The following is a 21371-nucleotide window of genomic DNA, read 5'->3' as shown; positions in this document are numbered from 1 at the left end:
TATTATAAAATCCTTTTTTATTCCTACCAGAAACTATATAAATTAATGCAATAAAAGGTATAATAATTCTTTTAAGCAAATTCTACTATAATAGCTTTTTCTTATTTTTCTTCTAAAGAAAAATTTACTATTTCAGTTAATGAAACTTCTAAAGCTTCACTAATTCTATACAAGGTAAAAAGTGTAGGATTTGTTCTGCCAGATTCTATTCTAGAAATGTTAGTAGTATCAAACCTACCAAGCATCTTACTAGCCAAATCTACTTGTGATAGACCTTTTTCTTCTCTAATATTTTGAATGTTATTACCTACTTTTTTCTGAATTGAAATTTGTAGCTGTTTTAAATCCTGACTCATTATAACTTGTCTTATTTGACAAGTCAATAAAAGGGTTATATTTGTTTAAGTTAATGCCGTTTATGACAACATTTTTAACAAAATGATATATTTTAATTTATTCATCTCTTGGATAATTTTTCTCGTGACTCATAGTAAACTTGAAAAAAAGAAACAAGAAAGAAATGAGTTAAGGGAAAACTTACCTCATATAAAAAAGTTATTGGGAGAAAAAGAAGAGAGTAATATTATAGGAAATTTAGTTATGTTTTTAATAATATGGTTTTTTACTTCTATTACTACTACTCTCTTTTTGTATTTCTGGAATTTAATCTTTTAACATGATATCTAAGTATATACATTATGAATTAGGAAGCTCATTTGAAGAAAACAATATTGATTTAATTCATTTAACAACTCATTCAAACAAAGTTGAATACTATAAAAGCAATAGATGTAATGAATTATACTTACCTAATAACATAATAGCAGTTAAAACTTATTTAAGCTTTTATGAAAATGAATTATTAGCTATAACATATAATACAAGTCAAAATAATCTTAATTACTTAATTGAATTTATAAATTCATTTGCTAGTAGTGAAGATGAGTTTTTATTAGAAGATGTGTTAGGAGGTAACTCAGATTTGTTCTGCATTCAAAATGATATAGCTATTCATCTAAACAACAGAACAGACAGTACTATAGATTTCAAAATAGCTATCCCAATAAATCAAAGAAAAAATAAAGTATTTGTATAATGACTAATAAACTACCTTTTAGAATTGGCATGCAATATGAAAATTGGGAGTTTGATTTAGAATTGGTAGATACAAAAAAGAGTTATGAAGTATACAACTACACAAAAGGAGATATTAAAGTATTTAATGAAGAATTAATTGAATACATCCATTTATACTTTGAACTTGACATCTTACTCAAAATTAAAATCAAAACCCAACAGAATATATTTACTCTATTATAATAGTAAATTTTAAATAGTAATAATCAAAAATTAGTAATATGAAAAAAGTAATTTTATTTTTAATGACTACCTTAATTCTAACCTCATGCGGGGGAAGTGATGATAATTTACAATCAGGAATTATTGGAAAATGGAATAAGATAAAAGAAACTAAAGAATACTCCATTGGAAGTATTGAAGAAGTAACCTTGTCAACTTGTGATTTAAAAGAAACTTTAGAATTAAAATCTAATAAACAAGTTATCCTTACTAAGTACTCTGGAACAAATTGTGAAGATGCAAGAACATCTGAGGGGACTTATTCTTACAATGAATCAAATAATGAATTAACCCTACCAGGAAACAATAAACAAATTGTTGAGGTAAGTGAAAATAAAATGAATTTTAAATTCACAGTAACTGGTATTGAAAGTTATATTAAGACAGTATATTTTGTTCGTGTTAATTAAGAAAAGGCACACATTTAGGCATACATCAAAAATATAATCCTTTGTAACTCCCAATAACATTAACAAAAGTAAAAAAATGGAGAGTCCCGTCCAGACCGCGAAAAGCTTCTCATTTTTTGAGAAGCTTTTTTCTTTTTTACACTTTTTTCAAAAAAAGTTTGGTTTAGTAAAATTTATTTCTAAGATTTGTCCCGTACAAAGAACACAAATACAATGATGTTACAAAACGTATGGCAAGGTTTCTATTTTTACTTTTACTTTTTTAGTAAGAGACGAGACTTTGTATCATATTGTTAAACTAACAAAAAATAATATAGCCAATCAAAGTCTCGAATTTATCGAGGCTTTTTTTTTGATTTAAAATGAAAAAAATAGCCATTCAAGGAATACAAGGAAGCAACCACCATATTGTTGCAAACAACTACTACGGAGAAAATATCGACTTAAACGAATGTTTATCTTTTGACGTACTGGTTGATAGCCTTATCAATTCAAAAAGTGAGCAAGGAATTATGGCTTTAGAAAACACCATAGCAGGCTCAATAATACCCAACTATGCCCTAATTGACAAGTACAATTTGCATATTTCTGGTGAGTATTACTTGTCTATACATCATCATTTAATGGCGTTACCTGACCAACGAATTGAAGACATTACTGAGGTTTGTTCGCATCCGATGGCATTACTACAATGTAAAGAATTTTTCAAACAACATAAACACATTAAGTTAGTTGAAGATGTTGACACTTCTGCTGTTGCAAAAAGAATCGCGGATCAACAATTAAAAGGAATTGCAGCGATTGCACCAAAAATGGCTGCTGATATTTTTAAATTATCAGTTATTGAAGATGAAATTCAAACGATTAAAAATAACGCAACTCGCTTTGTATTTCTTCAAACAAGTCTTCCAAAAAATGGTAAAAGTGAAATCAATAAAGCTTCATTAAAATTTGAACTAGATCACAAAAGAGGAAGTTTAGCTACAGTACTAAATGTAATGAGCGACTGTAAATTAAACCTTACTAAAATACAATCGCTACCCAAAATCGAGACACCTTGGAAGTACTCTTTTTTCGTAGATGTAACTTTTGAAAAATATAAAGATTACGAAAAAGCAAAAGCCATCATACAAATTATGGCAGAAGAATTTAAAATATTAGGTGAATACAAAAACGGAAGATTATGATACAGTTTGCTAATAGATTACAAACCGTACAAGAATACTACTTCTCTAAAAAACTACAAGAAGTACGTCAATTAATTTCAGAAGGTAAACCAATCATAAATATTGGAATTGGGAGCCCTGATTTACAACCTCCAACATCAGTATTGAAAGCTATTCAAGATAGTTTACAAGATACTGGAGCACATAGTTATCAGAGTTATCAAGGCTTACCTGAATTTAGACAAGCTGTTTCAAGTTTTTATCATAAAAACTATCAAGTTAGTATTAATCCTGCTAACGAAGTACTTCCTTTAATGGGAAGTAAAGAAGGAATTATGCATATTTCATTAGCTTTTTTAAATGAAGGCGATCAGGTATTAATTCCTAATCCAGGATACCCAACTTACAGTTCAGTAACCAATTTATTGGGAGGAAAACCAATTTTTTACAATTTGGAAGAAGCGAGCAACTGGCAACCTGATATTGAAGCTTTGGAAAAACTCGATACTTCAAAAATAAAGTTGATGTGGGTAAATTATCCACACATGCCAACAGGTGCTGATGCTACCAAAGAAACTTTTCAAAAGTTGATTGGCTTTGGAAAAAAACATAACATAGTTATTGTAAATGACAATCCGTATAGCTTTATATTGAATGAACACCCTCAAAGTATTTTACAAATTGAAGGCGCAAAAGATGTTGCTTTAGAATTAAACTCAGTAAGTAAATCTTTTAACATGGCTGGATGGCGTGTTGGAATGTTATTAGGTAAACCTGAATTTTTAACTGAAATTTTAAAAGTAAAAACTCAAATGGATTCAGGTATGTTTTATGGAATTCAGAAAGGAGCCACTAAAGCATTAGAGTTAGACAAAGATTGGTTTACTCAGCTAAACAACACCTATAAAAAAAGGCAAAAACTAGTATTTGAGTTAGCAGAAAAATTAGGATGTACCTACGATAAAAACGTGTCTGGAATGTTTGTTTGGTGCAAACTTCCTGATGGAAAAACATCTGAAGAAATGATTGATGATTTACTATATAATAAACACATCTTCGCTGCTCCAGGAACCATTTTTGGTAATCAAGGAGAAGGCTATATTCGTTTCTCATTATGCGTTCCAGAAGAAAAAATTAACGAAGCAATCAACAGAATATAATGAACGTATTTATCATAGGACTAGGATTAATCGGCGGAAGTTTCGCCTTAGACATTCAGCTAAGATTTAAAAATGCTACTATCTACGGAATAGATTCCAACGAAGAGCATGGAGACCTTGCTTTAGAGAAAAGGATTATCCATCAAAAAGCAACTTTTTCAGAGTTGAAAAATGCAGATATAGTCATTATTGCTATTCCTGTTGATGTTTCACGAGAGATTATTTTGAAAACATTGGATAATATCTCTGATACTTGTTTGGTTTTCGATGTAGGTTCGACTAAAGAACTAATTTGTGATGCCGTTAAAAACCATCCGAAAAGAAGAAATTTTTTAGCAACACACCCTATTGCTGGAACTGAGTTTTCAGGACCAAATGCAGCATTGACAAATTTATTTAGAAATAAAACTAATATTATTTGTGAGGTAGAAAAAACAGCTTTCAAATTACAGGAAAAAGCATTAGATATATTTTCAAAATTAGGAATGCGTATTCGATACATGGATCCAAAATCGCACGATAAGCATATAGCCTATGTATCACATTTATCACATATCAGCTCTTTCATGTTAGGTAAAACAGTTATTGAAAAAGAGAAAAACGAGCGTGATATTTTTGATATGGCTGGTAGTGGATTTGCTTCTACTGTGCGTTTAGCAAAAAGCTCACCAGCAATGTGGACACCTATTTTTGAGCAAAATAAAGAAAATGTTATTGAGTCTCTGAATGAATATATTCATAACTTACAACAATTCAAAACTTTATTAGAAAACAACGATTTTCCAGAAATCTATATAGAAATGGAAAACACCAATCATATAAAACAAATATTAAATGGAATTTTAGAGGGAATACCTCAACAATAAGAATATCAAAAATGGAGAATACAAAAGAGTTAAAAAAATGGTTAGATGCTTTCGGGTTAGGGCATCCACTAGTAATTGCAGGACCTTGTAGCGCCGAAACAGAAGAACAAGTACTACAAATTGCACACGAATTAAAAGATACAGATGCTACTGTTTTAAGAGCTGGAATTTGGAAACCTCGTACAAGACCAGGTAATTTTGAAGGTGTGGGTGCTTTAGGGCTAAAATGGTTACAAAAAGCAAAGCAAGAAACAGGAATGTTAATTGCTACTGAAGTAGCCAACAAAGATCACGTAAAACTTGCAATTGAGCACGACGTAGACATCTTATGGATTGGTGCTCGCACTACCGTAAGTCCTTTTATTGTTCAAGAAATAGCAGATGCTTTAGAGGGTACAGATAAAATTGTTTTAGTAAAAAACCCTGTAAACCCCGATTTACCATTGTGGTTAGGTGCCATAGAACGCTTGTACGCTAAAAACATTAAAAAACTAGGGGTTATCCATAGAGGATTCTCTACTTATGAAAAAACAAGGTACCGTAACAACCCTGAATGGCAAATTCCTATTGAATTGCAAAACCGTTTCCCTGATTTACCACTGATTTGTGATCCGTCACACATCGCTGGTCGTCGTGATATTATTTTCGATGTTTGTCAAACTGCCTTAGATTTAAACTTTGATGGTTTAATGGTTGAAACTCATTACGATCCAGATAATGCATGGAGCGATGCAGCTCAGCAAATTACTCCTAAATCATTAATTCAAATGATGATTGATTTAAAAGTTAGAAAAGCCACAGATACAGAAACTGAGTACAGAAATGCTTTAAATACGCTACGTACTCAAATTGACGTAGTAGATCATCAACTCATTGAAATGTTAGGAAAGCGTATGAAAATAGCAGACTCAATTGGTCAGTTAAAAAAAGAGAAAAACGTCGCTATTTTACAAACTAAACGGTGGAATGAGATACTAGGCAAAATGATTTTAGAAGGTGATGAACGTGGTTTAAGTGAAGAGTTTGTACTTAAAATGTTCAAAGCAATACATCAAGAAAGTATTAATCATCAAGAAAAAATTATCAACAACTAAATATTAAATCCCGCAAAAGCGGGATTTTTACATTGAGTTTTCTAATTTATTCTCATCTTTGTTTTATGATAGGAACAGTTTACAAATCTACAGGAAGTTGGTATTGGGTAAAATCTGAAGGCGAGCTATATAAGTGTCGTATTAAAGGAAAGTTTCGTATCAAAGGAATTAAAAGTACCAATCCCATCTCTGTAGGTGATATTGTTGATTTTTCGTTAGAAACTAAAAATGATGAAGAAACAGGATTGATTACTAATATTCATGAACGAGAAAACTATATCGTTCGCAAGTCTGTTAATCTTTCAAAACAAACTCATGTTATTGCTTCTAATATTGATCAGGTGTTTTTATTGATTACTATTGACAACCCTCCTACATTTACGACTTTCATTGATCGCTTTTTAGTTACTTCCGAAGCCTATTCAATTAAAACTATATTAGTTTTCAATAAAATTGATTCTTACGAAATTGAGCAGCGTGCCGAAATTTTGTATTTAAAAGATATTTATGAAGCCATCGGTTACGAATGTATTGAAGTTTCCGCGACTAAAAACATCAATATTGATAAAATAAAAGAGATGATGACAGACAAAGTAAGTATGTTTGCAGGTCATTCAGGAGTTGGAAAAACAACCTTAGTTAACGCTATTGAACCATCTTTAGACTTAAAAACGAAAGAAATTTCTGAACAACACAAACAAGGGCAACATACTACTACATTTGCCGAAATGTTTGATTTAAGTTTTAATGCTCGCATTATAGACACTCCAGGTATTAAAGGTTTTGGTGTAGTTGATATGGACAAAGATGAATTAGGCGATTATTTTCCTGAGTTTTTTGCTTTAAAACAAAACTGCAAATTCAACAATTGCATTCATATTAACGAACCACAGTGCGCAGTTAAAGAAGCCTTAGAAAATGAAGAAATAGCTTGGTCTCGTTATAAAAGTTATCTACAAATTTTAGAAGGCGAAGAAGAACACTACAGAACCGACATTTGGGAGTAATATAATTTTTTAGTCTAATCTCCACTAAGGTTCAAAACATTCAAATATTTAAAAATTCAACAATTTATATAAAATGAAAATTGTCATTCAACGTGTTTCAAAAGCTAGCGTTACTATTGAAGGTGAAAGAGTAGCTAAAATACAACAGGGGCTTTTAATTTTACTTGGAATTGTTACTGAAGATACACCTGATGATATTAAATGGCTCTCAAACAAAATAACAAACCTTCGTATTTTTAATGACGAAGAAGGTGTTATGAATAAATCGATTAAAGATATAAATGGAGATGCTATTATAGTAAGTCAATTTACTTTACACGCTTCTACCAAAAAAGGAAATCGTCCTAGTTATATTAAAGCTGCCAAACCTGATGTTGCTATTCCTTTATATGAAAAGTTTGTTCAACAAATTGAGGTTGATTTAGGTAAAAAAGTACAAACAGGTCAATTTGGTGCGGATATGAAGGTAGAGTTGCTAAATGATGGACCTATAACTATCATTATTGATTCCAAAGATAAAAAATAATTTCCATGGGAATTATTTTTAATTATATTTGTATCTGATTAAGTATCATTATTAAAAACACAAAAATGAAAAAAACAATTTTAGCTATTGCATTTGTTGCAATTGGAGCTGTTTCTTGTAAAACAGATAAAAACAAGGCTACTGTTAGTGACGAAATTAAAGAAGTTGCAAAAACAGAGAATGTTATTAATACTTATAAGGCTAACATCGCTGAATCTTCTGTTGCTTGGAAAGGTAGCAAACCTACTGGTTCTCATAATGGTGTCGTAAGTTTAAGTAAAGGAACGTTAGAAATCGAAAACGGAAACGTAAAATCTGGTGAGTTCATTATTGACATGACTACTATTTCTTGTGAAGATTTAAAAGCTGGAGACGGTAAAGAAGATTTAGAGGGACACTTAAAAAATGCTGATTTCTTTGATGTTGAAAAATTCCCTACTGCTAAATTTCAAGTAGCTAGCTCTGAAGTAAAAGGTGGAAAAGTACACGTTACAGGGAACTTAACTCTTAAAGACGTTACTAAAAGTATTACTATACCTGCTACTATTACAGAAGCTGATGATATGGTAACTTTTAAAAGTGATACTTTTAGTATTGACAGAACTGACTTTGGTGTTACTTACAAGTCTAAAAAAATTGACGCTGCTTTAAAAGACAAATTCATCAATGATTTAATGGAAATTTCTTTTGAAATCAAAGCTAAAAAATAATTTTTAGTTCTAAAGCATAAAAAAAGGTTGACAATTGTCAACCTTTTTTATGCTTTTATAAACTCTTCCACTTCAAACAGTTCTTTAAAATGTTTTATAATTTTCTCTTTTACCTCTTCTTCCGAGACCTTTCTACCTAATTCAACTTCCATTGAAGTAACAGCTTTTCCACGTATTCCACAAGGAATAATATTATCAAAATAACCTAAGTTAGCATTCACATTTAAAGCAAATCCGTGCATAGTTACCCATCTACTGGCTCTAATTCCCATGGCACAAATTTTTCTAGCAAACGGCGTACCTACTCCAAGCCATACACCTGTTTCTCCTTCACTTCTTTCTCCTTCCAACCCATACTCTGCTATTGTTAAAATGATTGATTCCTCCAACAAACGTAAATATTTATGGATGTCTGTAAAAAAATTTTCTAAATCTAAAATTGGATAACCAACAATTTGTCCTGGTCCATGATAAGTTATATCCCCTCCTCTATTAATCTTATAAAAAGTTGCTTCTTTCTCTTTTAATTTTTCTTCATTCAACAAAAGATTTTTTATATCTCCTGATTTTCCTAAGGTGTACACATGCGGGTGCTCTACAAACAAAAAGTAATTAGGAGTTTCTATTTCACTATCTCCATTTCTTCTTTCTCTTTTTAATGATACTATTTCATCTAAAAGATTCGTTTGATAATCCCATGTTTCCTTGTAATCTTTTCTTCCTAGATCACTAATTCTTATTTTTTTATTCATAAATTGTGGCGCTAAACTACCCTACAAAGGTAGGGAAATTTAGAGTTTTACTGTTATAAACTAAACGCATATCAATAACAAAAATCATGTTTAAAAAAAGTACCCTTCCTTTTTTATTTGCTTTCTATTTATCAATAGCTAACTTGTTTTCACAACAACTATGGACAAGGAGTCATAAAGACGCCATTACTCAACAAAAGAAAGAAATTTTTAATACAAATAACACTTTACCTAAAGAATACATTTTAATGAGTTTAAACTTAGAAGGCTTTAAAAATACATTGCCTAGCTCATTATCTAAAAATACACCTAATTCAAAAATTATCCAGCTTCCTAATGCTAACGGACAACTAGAAAGATTTTCTATAAAAGAAACTTCTTATTTAGCTCCTTCCCTAGCTAAAAAATACCCTATGATTAAATCTTTTTCAGCTCAAGGAATTGACAATCCTTCTTCTTCGGCTAAGATAAGTATTGGAAAAGATGGAGTTCACGTAATTATTTCTTCAGCAAATGAAGGTACTTCCTACATAAATCCATACACCAAAGACTATAAAGAATATATTGTTTATAAGAAAAGTAGTCTACCTCCAAGCAAAGATGAATTTTCGTGTAAGGTAGAAGACACTGTACAAAAAAATAACATATCACCACATCAACGAAGAAATGCTGATGATGGCAATTTAAGAACCTATAGAATGGCCATTGCTTGTACAGGTGAATATGCTCAGTTTCACATAAACAACCAAAGAGTACCATCTACAGCTAGTGATGCAGAAAAAAAAGCAGCTGTACTATCTGCTATGAATACTACAATTACTCGTGTTAATGAGGTTTATGAAAGAGATTTAGCTGTAAGAATGGTTATCGTAGACAATAATGATGCTTTAATCTTTTTAGATGCTGATACAGATGGCTTAACAAATGATAGTGCCAGAACCTTGATTGATGAAAGTCAAGAAAAATGTGATGAAATTATTGGTGATGCTAATTATGATATTGGACATACGTTTAGTACTGGAGCAGGAGGACTAGCTCAGCTAAACTCTGTTTGTGCTACAAACTATAAGGCTCAAGGAGTTACAGGAAGAAGCCGACCTATAGGAGATACTTACGATATAGATTATGTTGCTCATGAAATTGGACACCAATTCGGAGCTACTCATACATTTAATAATTCATGTGAGGGGAATAGAAGCTCTAGTACTGCTGTTGAACCAGGTAGTGGTTCAACAATTATGGGATATGCTGGTATTTGCGGTCCAAATGTACAAAATGTAAGTGATGACTATTTTCATGCGGTTAGCATTGCTCAAATGTGGAATCATATTCAAGGTTCAGGGAATTGTGCCAGCACTTCAAACACAGGTAATACTGCTCCTACAGCTAATGCGGGAAATAATGTTAGTATTCCTAAATCGACACCATTTGTTTTAAAAGGAACCGCTACAGATGTTGATGGAACAGAATCTTTATCTTATACTTGGGAACAAATTGATAATGAAGTAGCAACCATGTCTCCATTATCTACAAATACAGGAGGTCCTATGTTCAGATCATTACTTCCTTCTTCATCAGCTGATAGATACATGCCTGCACTATCTACCGTATTAAGTGGTAATACTTCTACCACATGGGAAGTTTTACCTTCTGTGGCAAGAGAATTAGATTTCGCCTTTACAGTTAGAGATAATCATATAGGAGGAGGTAGCTCAGCTAGAGATGATATAAAAATAACTGTTACAAACGCTGAAGCTTTTACTGTAACATCTCCTAATTCTGCGGTATCTTGGGGAGTTGGTTCAACCCAAACCATTATATGGAATAAAGGAACTACAGACCAATCACCTATTAACTGTGCTAATGTAAACATAAAACTTTCAACAGATGGAGGCCTTACTTACCCTATCACTCTAAAAAACAATACACCAAATGACGGTTCAGAAGATATTATTATACCTGATACCCCTACTACAAATGCACGAATATTAGTAGAAGCTTCAGATAATATTTTTTATAACATAAACAATAGCAATTTAACCATTTTCCCTACAGCTCCAACATATTCAATAGCTAATAATACAGGAGATTTATCTGTATGTAATATAGCTACAAATGAGCTTGTTTTTGATTTTGACTACAATGCTTTATACGGATTTAATGAAACAGTAAATTTGTCTTACTCAGGAGCTCCTGCTAACTCTACTGTTACGTTAAGTAATTCTTCAATAAGTAGTAGCGGTAAGTTTACCTTAACGGTAACTAACCTTACAAATATTTCAAAAGGAGATTATACAATTACTGTTACAGCTACGTCAGGTTCAATAACTAAATCTGTTGATATACTTTTAAACGTAAATGACAATCTTTGTAATTCTTCTGGAAATATTGCATCGCAATTGAGCATTACGAATGTTACCTTTAATAGTATTAACAATAACTCTACTAAAACAACTGGTTATTCTAACTTCACCAGTCAAAACACTGAGGTAGTTAGGGGTAACAACTATAACTTAACAACTACTATTAATACAGCTGGAAATGATAATGTAAAAACATTTGCTTGGATTGACTGGAACCAAAATTGTGTTTTTGATACTAATGAAACTTACGACTTAACCTCTACTAGCGCTATTTTAATCACGGTTCCTGAAGGCATCCCAACAGGAGAAACTATTATGAGAGTTTCTACAAGGTCAGACGCTGACCCAAATTCTTGTAACTTGGGCTTTAATGGTGAAGTTGAAGATTATACTATTACAGTTTTAGAACCTACTTTTTCTATTTCTAATAGTACAGGAGACCTATCTGTATGTAAACAAGCTACAAATGAAGTAACCTTTGATTTTGATTATACAGCTTTGTATGGGTTTAATGAAACTGTTAATCTTTCTTATTCAGTATCACCAACTAACCTAAATGTAACATCAAACCCTACTAGTATGAATGCTAGTGGAAAATTTACCTTAACAATAAGTAATTTAACCGCCAAAGAAGTAGATACAGGAGATTACACAATTACTGTTACTGCAGCATCAGGTTCAATGGCTAAATCAGTAAATATCCTTTTAAACGTAAACAACAGCCTTTGTAATTCTTCAGGTAACACTGAGTCTCAATTAAGTATTACTAATGTTACTTTTAATGGTATCAACAATAATTCTGATAAAGCAAATGGGTACTCTGATTTTAAATCAGTAACAACCCAAGTAGTTAGAGGAGAAACTTATGATTTAACAACCACTATCAATACAGCAGGAAACAGTAATACAAACACATTTGCTTGGATAGACTGGAACCAAAACTGTGCATTTGATGCTAATGAAACTTATGACTTAACTTCTAATACTCTTTCTATTATCGTTCCTGAAGATGCTTTATTAGGTTCTACAACTATGAGAATTTCTACAAAAGTAAATAGTAATCCTAATTCTTGTGGATTAAATTTTAATGGTGAGGTAGAAGACTATACTATTACCGTTGAAGAAAGCTTTGCTACAGACAATACGTTGTTTAATGATTTAAAAATAGGCCCAACACCCACGCTATTAAATAAAAAGCTAACAATAAACTTCAAGGTAAAAGATAAAAAATCAACAATTATTAGACTTTTTGATTTTAGGGGAAGATTACTTGAAACACAAAAATTTTCAACTATTTCTAGTCAGTTTAATGAAGAAATACAATTAACCAAAGCTACAAGCGGACTTTATTTATTACAAGTTGAAAATGCGGGTAAACAAGTGACAAGAAAAATAGTTGTTAAGTAGGTTATAAACTATGTCAGAAAAGTAAAAAGCAAGCTAATTGGCTTGCTTTTTATTTTTATCTAATATTCATTTATTAAACTTGTTTCTTAATTCCTTTTTTTATGTAATTTTACCACCCCCTAATCTGGCTGTGCCAGCAATATTAAAAACATTTTTACACAAACAATTATGCACGTAGCAATTGCCGGAAACATAGGCGCGGGAAAAACCACTTTAACTAAATTATTAGCAAAACACTACGATTGGGAAGCTCATTTTGAATCGGTTGATGAAAATCCATACTTAGATGATTTTTATGGAGAAATGGAGCGTTGGTCTTTTAATTTGCAAGTATACTTTTTAAATAGCCGTTTTCGTCAAGTTTTAGAACTTCGTAAATCTGGTAAAAAAATAATTCAAGATAGAACTATTTATGAAGATGCTCATATTTTTGCTCCAAACCTACATGCAATGGGGCTTATGACCAATAGAGATTATAGTAACTATTCTTCATTATTTGAATTAATGGAAAACTTAGTAACCCCTCCTGATTTATTAATTTATTTACGTGCAGATATTTCTACACTCGTAGGTCAAATTCATAAACGTGGTAGAGAATATGAAAACTCTATTAGTATTGATTATTTAAGTAGGTTAAATGAACGCTATGAAGCTTGGATTAGTCAATACAATAAAGGTAAATTATTAATTATAGATGTTGATAATTTAGATTTTGTTGATAACCAAGAAGACTTAGGTTTTATTATCGATAGAATAGATGCTCAAATAAATGGATTATTTTAAGTTTTAAAGAATTTAAGCCTACAATAACAACCTCTTTGTTTTTTAGTAAAAACAAAGAGGTTTTCTTTTATCAATCTATATCTTTATAGCGTATTCGCTATCCTAAAAAATAAAATCCACCTTCAAACAGAAATCTTACTCTCAAATCTCTTCTCTTCAAAAACAAGTTAATTACCCCTCTAAAAGGGTGTTATAATTTTTAAATTATGCATCCATTTTTTATAAATAGTCACCTAGTCACCTTACTTTTTCATCTCAAATCATTAATATTTGCTGCAATTCATTTAAGAAACTTGTTTAAAAACAAGCCTATTAACTTCTATTAGTTTAATGATTTACAGGTAGCTGAAAATGTAATCTTTTAAACTTAAAAAGAAATAGAGTAAGCAATTAACTTAAAATTAATAATTATGAAGAAAACATTTTTTTTACCAAAGGGATTAGAAAAGTTCACAAACTTACAAGCTGACAATCTAGATCTTGTTAAAGGAGGAGCTATTTATGTGGAAGAAGAAATTTATTACCCTACTAGTGGAGGAGGAAGAGTATGTCCTGACGGATTAGTTTGGAGTAACAAGCTACAAAAATGTGTGAAATTAATAGAAGTTGAAGCTGAAAAAGAGCACTTCAGATTATAACACAGAATTTTAAAATCTTCTCAAGGAAATTATACACTGTATAGTTTCCTTGTTTTAACCAACACCTTTTCTAATTATGAATTTTAATTCTTTAGCTATAAAAATTGCTAGTAGATGTAATCTTAATTGTTCATACTGTTTTATGTATAATCTTGGAGACACTACCTATAAAAACCAACCTAAATTCATGTCTTCAGAAGTTGTTGATAATATTATTGAAAAGACTAAAAATTATATAAAAAAGTATAATAAAAAAGAATTTTCCTTTATTTTCCATGGAGGCGAACCTCTACTCGCTTCTAAAGATTTTTATATTAATTTTATAAATAAAGTGCACAAAGTACAACAAGAACTAACCGATGTATCTTTTTCTTTTGACTTGCAAACAAACGGTGTTCTTTTAGATAAAAGTTGGATACAGCTATTCAAAAGCTTGAACATTTACCCTAGTGTAAGCGTTGACGGAACTAAAAAGGCACACGATATGTATAGAGTAGACCATAAAGGAAATGGCAGCTACGACACAGTTTTTGAAAGTGTCAAGTTATTAAAAAATGAAATGAATTTTGCTGACATAGCTTGTGTTATTAATATTGAAGAAAGCCCAAAAGAAATTTACGATAGTTTTAAAAAAATGAATGTTAGCTATGTAAACTTTTTAATTCCTGATTACACACATGACAATTTTCCCTTCGATAAAGACAAAACCTTAATGGCCGATTGGTTAATTAATTTATTTGATATCTGGATTAAAGATACGAATCAATTTAAAATCCCATTATTTTTAGGCTTGTTAAACTCTCTAATGAGAATTAATGAAAAAGCAAAAAACGAATCAACCGTTTTGGTTATCGAAACGAATGGAGAAATCGAGGCTATTGATTCTCTTAAAGCTTGCGGTCACGGTTTTACTAAAACAGGTCTTAATATTAAAAAGAACAATTTTCAAGACATACAACATACCTCTTTAGGTAAATTATATTTTAATGATTTTAACACAAAGCTTTGTACACAATGCTTAGAATGTCCATTAAATGAAATTTGTAAAGGAGGTAGATTGGTTCATCGTTATAGCAAAAAAAATGGTTTCAATAACCCTTCTGTTTACTGTAATGATTTAATTAAGCTTATTGCTCACATACAAAAGTTCTTTATATCATGTTATCCAGAGCTACATAAAAAAGAGAACATCCAACCAATAAAACCTATAGAAATTACAAATTATCTTTCAACTTTTGCTCAAAGCACTTACACTCCTTACAAAAAAGAATTGGAAGCTTTCTCTAAGAAAAATAAAGCATTAGCTAATCAATCATATTAAATCAAGTTTCTTTTAAACTCACTTAATAATATAGCTGTAGCAGTGGCAACATTTAAACTCTCCGTTTTTTGTAAATCGCCAAACCTTGGGATGGTTACAGTGTTTTTTACAATATCAGCAACTTCAAGAGAAATTCCATTTGCCTCATTTCCCATTACTAAAACTGCTTTTTGAGGTAATGGAGTAGTATAAACATTATCACCATGCATATCTGCTGTATAGACAGGCAATGGAGTACTCTTTAAAAACTTAGGCAAATCAACATATGAAACCTGAACTCTAGTTAACGATCCCATGGTAGACTGTACCACTTTTTGATTATAACAATCAACCGTATTTTTAGAACATACCAACTCAGAAATCCCAAACCAATCACACAAACGAATAATTGTTCCTAGATTTCCTGGGTCATTAATACCATCTAAAGCAACTATAAAATTGCCCTTATTAACCTCTTTTTTGTTTGGAATTTTAAAAATTCCTAAAACTTTGTTTGGTGTTTTTAAAGTACTAATCTTTTTTAACTCATTTTCAGAAATCAAAATAACCTCTACATTTTTTGAAGAAATAAAAGACTCTTCTGTAGTATATAATTGTTCTACTACCAAAGAAGACGCTAGTAATTCATTAACCACCTTTACACCTTCTGCTACAAATAATTGATGCTTTTGTCTATACTTTTTTTGCTGTAAACTAGTTATTAACTTTATGTTGTTTTTAGATAAATTCATTAAATTATTTTTAACACTCTAAAACCACTAAAAAATAGTATTTTTGATTCTTAATACGAGGCGTAAAGTTAATGAAAAAACTTTCTTTCTTCTTTTTATTAGTAGGCTTATTCAGCTCATGTAGCACAATTAAATATGTTAAAAAAAATGAGTTATTACTAGCTAAAAACACAGTATATATTGATAGTGTAAAAAACTCTAGTGATAATATTGCTGAATTATTATTACAACGCCCTAACGCTAAGGCTTTGGGTATACCATTATCATTACATTTTTATAATTTAGGAAATCCCGAAGCTCCAAAAACACCTAGTGAATGGGCTAAAAAAAATCCAAAAACCTATAATTTTTACAAAGATGTATTTTCAGAAAAGCAAAGTATAGCTGTAGCTAAAACACTTATTGGTTTTAATAATTGGTTTTTAACTAGTGGGGAACCCCCAATTATTATTGACGATAAAAAAACAGATAAAACTGTAGATAACTTGAAAGCTTACTTTCAAACTGAAGGATATTTTAGAGCTAAAGTTTTCTCTAAAAAAGATACTATTGGTAAGAAAAAAGGAGAAATTAGCTACCATATTACCAAAGGGAATCCTTCTTATTTAGATAGTATTAAAACTTTTATTACATCTCCAGTTCTTGATTCTTTATATCAACTTACAAAAAAGAAAAGCTACCTAAAACCTGGAGATCATTATAAGAATGACAACTTTATAAAGGAAGCGAATCGACTTGTAAAACTTTTTAGGAATAAAGGAATATATCAATTTAATGAAAATTATATCTCCTTTGAAAATGACACTTTAAAAAATTATGAAAAAACCGATGTAGATATCAATATTTCTGATAAAACTATTCCTTTTCAAATTCAGAAATTAAGAAAAGTAAACGTTTATACCGACTATAATTATAGCACTAGAAACTCTAAGCATAAAGACAGTGTAAGTTATAATGGAATTAATTTTTACGCACTTCGAAAACTAAAATACAATCCTAAGTACTTATCTCAATCTTTATTCATAAAACCAAATACCGTTTATAGTGACTCACTAAGAAATTTAACACGCACACATTTAAGAGGATTAAAAAACTTCAAAGCAACCTCTATTCGATATAATGAATTAAGCGAAAACGAACTGGAAGCCAATGTATATTTAACCCCTATAGAAAAATACACTTTAGGTTTTGAAACAGAATTATCACGTTCCAACATTCGTAACTTTGATGTTTCTTTAAAGTTTTCATTAACTAATAGAAATACATTTAAAGGTGCTGAGCTTTTTAAACTCTCTACTTTTGGTTCTTATTTTAACTCCAATAATGGACCCGGTTGGGAAATTGGTTCGGATATTTCACTAGAAGTTCCTCGATTTATGGCTCCTTTCGGATTGCATAAATTGGTTCCAAAAAGAATGTTTCCTAGAACTAAGTTTTACTCAGGAATAGGAATTCAAAAAAACATAGGGTTGGATAAACAAAATATATCTATTGGTATAGATTACAAATGGGACTATAACAAAAGAAAATCCATTCAATTAGAACTATTAAATACTCAATATATTAGAAATCTAAATGTTGATAATTATTTTTCTATATATAATTCTGAATATCGAAAATTATCTGAAGTCGCTGAAATTTATGATCCTTCATATACGTTTCCAGACAATACCCCTAGTAACTCCGGTGAAATAATTAATTTCATTTCAGGCGTTCTTACCGATGCTAATTTTGCAGCATCAAACCCAATTGAGTTTCAAAACGTCTTAAACCTTGCTAACAGATATAATATTGTAACATCCGACTTTTTAATTCCAGAAATAGCCTATAGTTATACCTGTAATAATCAAGAAAGTATTAAAGATGCTAGCTTTTCTTTTTTTAAGTTTAGAGTTGCTAACTCAGGAAATATTATGGGACTTTTATCAAATAAGACCAATAGTTCTGGACAAAAAACTGTTTTTAAAATTCCTATTGCTCAATATTTTAAAACAGATATTGAGTATAAAAAATATTGGGATTTAGGTGATAACAATGTTTTAGCGCACAGAACTTTTCTTGGAGCTATTTTTACTTATGATAATTCTGGCGTTCCTTTTTCTCGTAGTTATTTTGCAGGAGGTTCTAACGACATACGTGCATGGAGAACCTACGATTTGGGCCCTGGTACTAGAGCACCTCTTCTTGAATACAACATTGGTAGCTTAAAATTTTTAACTAGCTTTGAATACCGTTTTAACGTTTTTGGTTCTTTAAAGTCTGCTTTATTTATTGATGCAGGAAACATTTGGGATATAACCAACACAGAATTTGTTGATGATCCAGCTAAATTTAATGGTTTTAAATCATTAAAAGATATGGCTGTTGGTGCTGGTTTCGGGCTTCGTTACGACTTTAAATTTTTAATTGCAAGATTGGATTTAGGATTCAAAGCTCATGAACCATATTTAACTAATAATAAGTGGTTCCAAAACTTCAATTTCTCTAACTCTGTGCTAAATATAGGTATTAATTACCCCTTTTAACAAAGTACTTTCTAATAAAAATTTATCGCAACTTGTATAAAAAAGTGTAGATTTGTTCCTTAAACTAAGTAACACACTACTAAACAAAATAAAAAATGATTAAACCTGGAGTTGCCACCGGAAAAGAAGTTCAAGCAATTTTTAAATTAGCAAAACAAAAAGGTTTTGCTTTACCAGCTGTTAATGTTGTAGGATCAAACACAATTAATACGGTTTTAGAAACAGCTAAAGAACTTAACTCGCCTGTAATAATCCAGTTCTCTAATGGAGGTGCTCAATTCAATGCAGGTAAAGGCTTATCAAACGATAATGAAAAAGCTGCTATTGCTGGTGCAGTAGCTGGCGCTAAGCATATACACTTATTAGCTGAAGCATATGGTATTCCTGTTATTTTACACACCGACCATGCTGCAAAAAAATTATTACCTTGGATTGATGGTTTATTAGATGCTAGTGAGCAATTTTATAAAGAAACAGGAAAACCTCTATACAGTTCTCACATGATTGACTTAAGTGAAGAACCAATAGAAGAAAATATTGAAATTTGTAAAGAATACCTTGCTCGTATGAGTAAAATGGGAATGACTTTAGAAATTGAATTAGGAATTACTGGAGGTGAAGAAGACGGTGTTGATAATACAGATGTTGATAGCTCTAAATTATACACACAACCAGAAGAAGTAGCCTATGCTTATGAAGAATTAATGAAAGTTAGTCCGCAATTTACTATTGCTGCTGCCTTCGGAAATGTTCACGGAGTATATAAACCAGGAAACGTAAAATTAACTCCAAAAATTTTAAAGAACTCACAAGAACACATTTCAGAAAAATATAACGTTCCTCATAACACAATCGACTTTGTTTTCCACGGAGGATCTGGTTCTACTTTAGAAGAAATTCGTGAAGCAATTAGTTACGGAGTTATAAAAATGAATATCGATACTGATTTGCAATATGCATTTACCGAAGGTGTTCGTGATTATATGAAAGAAAAATCTGCATATTTGCAATCTCAAATCGGTAACCCTGAAGGAGATGATATTCCTAACAAAAAACATTATGACCCTCGTAAATGGTTACGTGAAGGAGAACAAACTTTTAAAGCTAGATTAAAGAAAGCTTTTGAAGACCTAAATAATGTAAACACATTATAAAATTCTTTGAAAAAAGAAAAACCAAACAACTAAAGATTAAAAAACTAAATTATGGCTTGGTTTAAACGTACAGACAAAGGGATTCAAACCCCAACAGAAGAAAAAAAAGACACACCAAAAGGCTTGTGGTATAAAACCCCAAGCGGAAAGATAATTGACACAGACGAACTTAAAAAAAATTTATACGTAAGTCCAGAAGATGGATATCATGTGCGTATAGGGAGTAAAGAATATTTTGAAATATTTTTTGACGATAATAAGTTCACAGAACTTGATCCAAAATTATCTGCTAAAGACCCATTAAAATTTGAGGATACTAAAAAGTACCCTGAAAAACTAAAAGCTGCTCAGAAGAAAACAGGATTAAAAGATGCTGCTCGTGCTGCTGTTGGTAAATCAATGGGAAAAGATTTAGTAATTGCTTCAATGGATTTTGCTTTTATTGGTGGATCTATGGGAAGTGTTGTTGGTGAAAAAATAGCAAGAGCTATTGATTATTCTATCAAAAACAATATTCCTTTCTTAATGATTTCTAAATCAGGAGGAGCTCGTATGCAAGAGGCTTTACTTTCTTTAATGCAATTAGCTAAAACTTCTGCAAAGCTAGCGCAATTAGCAGAGGCTAAAATTCCATATATATCTTTATGTACCGATCCAACTACTGGAGGAACTACAGCTTCATTTGCCATGTTAGGAGATATAAACATTGCTGAACCAAATGCTTTAATTGGATTTGCAGGACCTCGTGTAGTAAAAGATACTACTGGTAAAGATTTACCAGAAGGCTTCCAACGTTCAGAATTTTTATTAGAACACGGTTTCTTAGATGGTATTTACGAACGAAAAGACTTAAAAAAACAGGTAAACTTGTATTTAGATTTAATACAAAATCAACCTGTAAGAGCATAACAAAAAAGCTAGCGATTGCTAGCTTTTTTGCTTTCTAACTTTTTCGTTACCATTCAAAAAAATAATCGTACATTTGCATCTTCAATGTAAATGCATTGAGTACATAATAATCATTTAAATAATATTGGCATGTATTTAACAAAAGAAGTTAAAGAACAAATCTTCGCAAAACACGGTAAAGGAGCAAATGATACTGGTACTGCAGAAGGTCAGATCGCGTTATTTACGCACAGAATTAACCACTTAACTGAGCATTTAAAGAAAAATCGTAAAGATTTTAACACAGAACGCTCGTTAGTACGTATGGTAGGTAAGCGTAGAAGCTTATTAGATTATCTAAAGAAAAAAGAGATTAATAGATATCGTGCGATTATTAAAGAATTAGGAATTAGAAAATAATTCTACAAGAAAAGAGGCTCTATAAACGTGCCTCTTTTTTATTTTTACATGAAGTTTATTTCTGACTAACAAGCAGAAATTTATATATAAA

The 21371-nt window shown here is 30.9% G+C and carries 21 protein-coding genes; 18 read left to right on the top strand and 3 right to left on the bottom strand.

Translation table 11 applies throughout. The annotated features are described in order from the left end of the window. Positions 1 to 101: 101 nt before the first annotated feature. Positions 102 to 356 (bottom strand): helix-turn-helix domain-containing protein, encoded by a 255-nt coding sequence (locus ABHQ57_RS04925; protein WP_389862570.1) that lies wholly within the window; start codon positions 354 to 356, stop codon positions 102 to 104. Positions 357 to 676: 320 nt separating this feature from the next. Here ABHQ57_RS04925 and ABHQ57_RS04920 point away from each other — a divergent pair, with 320 nt between their 5' ends. From ABHQ57_RS04920 to ABHQ57_RS04875, 10 genes are all read left to right on the top strand, one after another. Continuing rightward, positions 677 to 1096 carry a hypothetical protein gene (locus tag ABHQ57_RS04920; protein WP_389862567.1) on the top strand — a complete coding sequence of 140 codons (420 nt, stop codon included), beginning with the start codon at positions 677 to 679 and terminating at the stop codon, positions 1094 to 1096. Beyond that, positions 1096 to 1320 carry a hypothetical protein gene (locus tag ABHQ57_RS04915; RefSeq protein WP_389862564.1) on the top strand — a complete coding sequence of 75 codons (225 nt, stop codon included), beginning with the start codon at positions 1096 to 1098 and terminating at the stop codon, positions 1318 to 1320. Before ABHQ57_RS04920 ends, ABHQ57_RS04915 begins: the two co-directional genes overlap by 1 nt. Positions 1321 to 1358: 38 nt before the next feature. Beyond that, on the top strand, positions 1359 to 1769 hold the full coding sequence (locus ABHQ57_RS04910) for a lipocalin family protein (protein ID WP_389862562.1): 411 nt from the start codon (positions 1359 to 1361) through the stop codon (positions 1767 to 1769). Between the two features lie 362 nt (positions 1770 to 2131). Then, positions 2132 to 2956: a prephenate dehydratase gene (locus ABHQ57_RS04905; protein ID WP_167713103.1), complete on the top strand. Its 825-nt coding sequence runs from the start codon at positions 2132 to 2134 to the stop codon at positions 2954 to 2956. Continuing rightward, positions 2953 to 4095, top strand: coding sequence for a pyridoxal phosphate-dependent aminotransferase (locus ABHQ57_RS04900; RefSeq protein WP_167713101.1), 1143 nt, complete (start codon positions 2953 to 2955; stop codon positions 4093 to 4095). The genes ABHQ57_RS04905 and ABHQ57_RS04900 overlap by 4 nt, the downstream gene beginning before the upstream one ends. Further along, on the top strand, positions 4095 to 4961 hold the full coding sequence (locus ABHQ57_RS04895) for a prephenate dehydrogenase (protein WP_196781606.1): 867 nt from the start codon (positions 4095 to 4097) through the stop codon (positions 4959 to 4961). The genes ABHQ57_RS04900 and ABHQ57_RS04895 overlap by 1 nt, the downstream gene beginning before the upstream one ends. Positions 4962 to 4972: 11 nt before the next feature. Next, positions 4973 to 6055, top strand: coding sequence for a bifunctional 3-deoxy-7-phosphoheptulonate synthase/chorismate mutase type II (locus ABHQ57_RS04890; protein ID WP_047788598.1), 1083 nt, complete (start codon positions 4973 to 4975; stop codon positions 6053 to 6055). Between the two features lie 65 nt (positions 6056 to 6120). Next, positions 6121 to 7062, top strand: a complete 942-nt coding sequence (rsgA, locus tag ABHQ57_RS04885; protein ID WP_047788599.1) for a ribosome small subunit-dependent GTPase A — start codon at positions 6121 to 6123, stop codon at positions 7060 to 7062. A 73-nt stretch (positions 7063 to 7135) separates the two neighbouring features. Further along, complete coding sequence (gene dtd, locus ABHQ57_RS04880; RefSeq protein WP_047788600.1) at positions 7136 to 7588, top strand: D-aminoacyl-tRNA deacylase; 453 nt, start codon at positions 7136 to 7138, stop codon at positions 7586 to 7588. A gap of 65 nt (positions 7589 to 7653) precedes the next feature. Next, on the top strand, positions 7654 to 8298 hold the full coding sequence (locus tag ABHQ57_RS04875) for a YceI family protein (RefSeq protein ID WP_047788601.1): 645 nt from the start codon (positions 7654 to 7656) through the stop codon (positions 8296 to 8298). A 47-nt stretch (positions 8299 to 8345) separates the two neighbouring features. Here the strand turns inward: ABHQ57_RS04875 and lipB are convergent, their stop codons facing one another. After that, positions 8346 to 9050 (bottom strand): lipoyl(octanoyl) transferase LipB, encoded by a 705-nt coding sequence (gene lipB / locus ABHQ57_RS04870; RefSeq protein WP_047788602.1) that lies wholly within the window; start codon positions 9048 to 9050, stop codon positions 8346 to 8348. 86 nt (positions 9051 to 9136) lie between these two features. Here lipB and ABHQ57_RS04865 point away from each other — a divergent pair, with 86 nt between their 5' ends. The 4 genes from ABHQ57_RS04865 (at position 9137) to ABHQ57_RS04850 (ending at position 15562) form a co-directional block, all read left to right on the top strand. Beyond that, a complete protein-coding gene (locus ABHQ57_RS04865) occupies positions 9137 to 12820 on the top strand; it encodes a reprolysin-like metallopeptidase (RefSeq protein WP_167713099.1) in 3684 nt (1227 codons plus the stop codon). A gap of 168 nt (positions 12821 to 12988) precedes the next feature. Then, positions 12989 to 13603, top strand: a complete 615-nt coding sequence (locus ABHQ57_RS04860; protein ID WP_047788603.1) for a deoxynucleoside kinase — start codon at positions 12989 to 12991, stop codon at positions 13601 to 13603. Positions 13604 to 14013: 410 nt separating this feature from the next. Beyond that, positions 14014 to 14241, top strand: coding sequence for a hypothetical protein (locus ABHQ57_RS04855; RefSeq protein ID WP_159614053.1), 228 nt, complete (start codon positions 14014 to 14016; stop codon positions 14239 to 14241). A 76-nt stretch (positions 14242 to 14317) separates the two neighbouring features. After that, positions 14318 to 15562 carry a radical SAM protein gene (locus ABHQ57_RS04850; RefSeq protein ID WP_167713098.1) on the top strand — a complete coding sequence of 415 codons (1245 nt, stop codon included), beginning with the start codon at positions 14318 to 14320 and terminating at the stop codon, positions 15560 to 15562. Here ABHQ57_RS04850 and ABHQ57_RS04845 read toward each other — a convergent pair. After that, a complete protein-coding gene (locus tag ABHQ57_RS04845; protein WP_073181858.1) occupies positions 15559 to 16293 on the bottom strand; it encodes an RNA methyltransferase in 735 nt (244 codons plus the stop codon). The genes ABHQ57_RS04850 and ABHQ57_RS04845 overlap by 4 nt on opposite strands. Before the next feature lie 71 nt (positions 16294 to 16364). Here ABHQ57_RS04845 and ABHQ57_RS04840 point away from each other — a divergent pair, with 71 nt between their 5' ends. The 4 genes from ABHQ57_RS04840 (at position 16365) to rpsO (ending at position 21280) form a co-directional block, all read left to right on the top strand. Continuing rightward, positions 16365 to 18818, top strand: coding sequence for a BamA/TamA family outer membrane protein (locus tag ABHQ57_RS04840; RefSeq protein ID WP_389862550.1), 2454 nt, complete (start codon positions 16365 to 16367; stop codon positions 18816 to 18818). A gap of 95 nt (positions 18819 to 18913) precedes the next feature. Then, the gene (fbaA, locus tag ABHQ57_RS04835) at positions 18914 to 19972 is read left to right on the top strand and encodes a class II fructose-bisphosphate aldolase (protein ID WP_047788609.1); all 1059 of its coding nucleotides are present in this window, start codon (positions 18914 to 18916) and stop codon (positions 19970 to 19972) included. Between the two features lie 51 nt (positions 19973 to 20023). Further along, a complete protein-coding gene (gene accD, locus ABHQ57_RS04830; RefSeq protein ID WP_047788610.1) occupies positions 20024 to 20881 on the top strand; it encodes an acetyl-CoA carboxylase, carboxyltransferase subunit beta in 858 nt (285 codons plus the stop codon). 129 nt (positions 20882 to 21010) lie between these two features. Continuing rightward, positions 21011 to 21280, top strand: coding sequence for a 30S ribosomal protein S15 (gene rpsO, locus ABHQ57_RS04825; RefSeq protein WP_047788611.1), 270 nt, complete (start codon positions 21011 to 21013; stop codon positions 21278 to 21280). The last annotated feature ends 91 nt before the right edge of the window (positions 21281 to 21371 follow it).

Source organism: Tenacibaculum sp. ZH5_bin.1 (assembly GCF_042865525.1).
Lineage (GTDB): Bacteria > Bacteroidota > Bacteroidia > Flavobacteriales > Flavobacteriaceae > Polaribacter > Polaribacter mesophilus.
The sequence above is the reverse complement of the archived record's forward strand: the minus strand, read 5'-3'. Positions and strand labels throughout refer to the sequence as shown.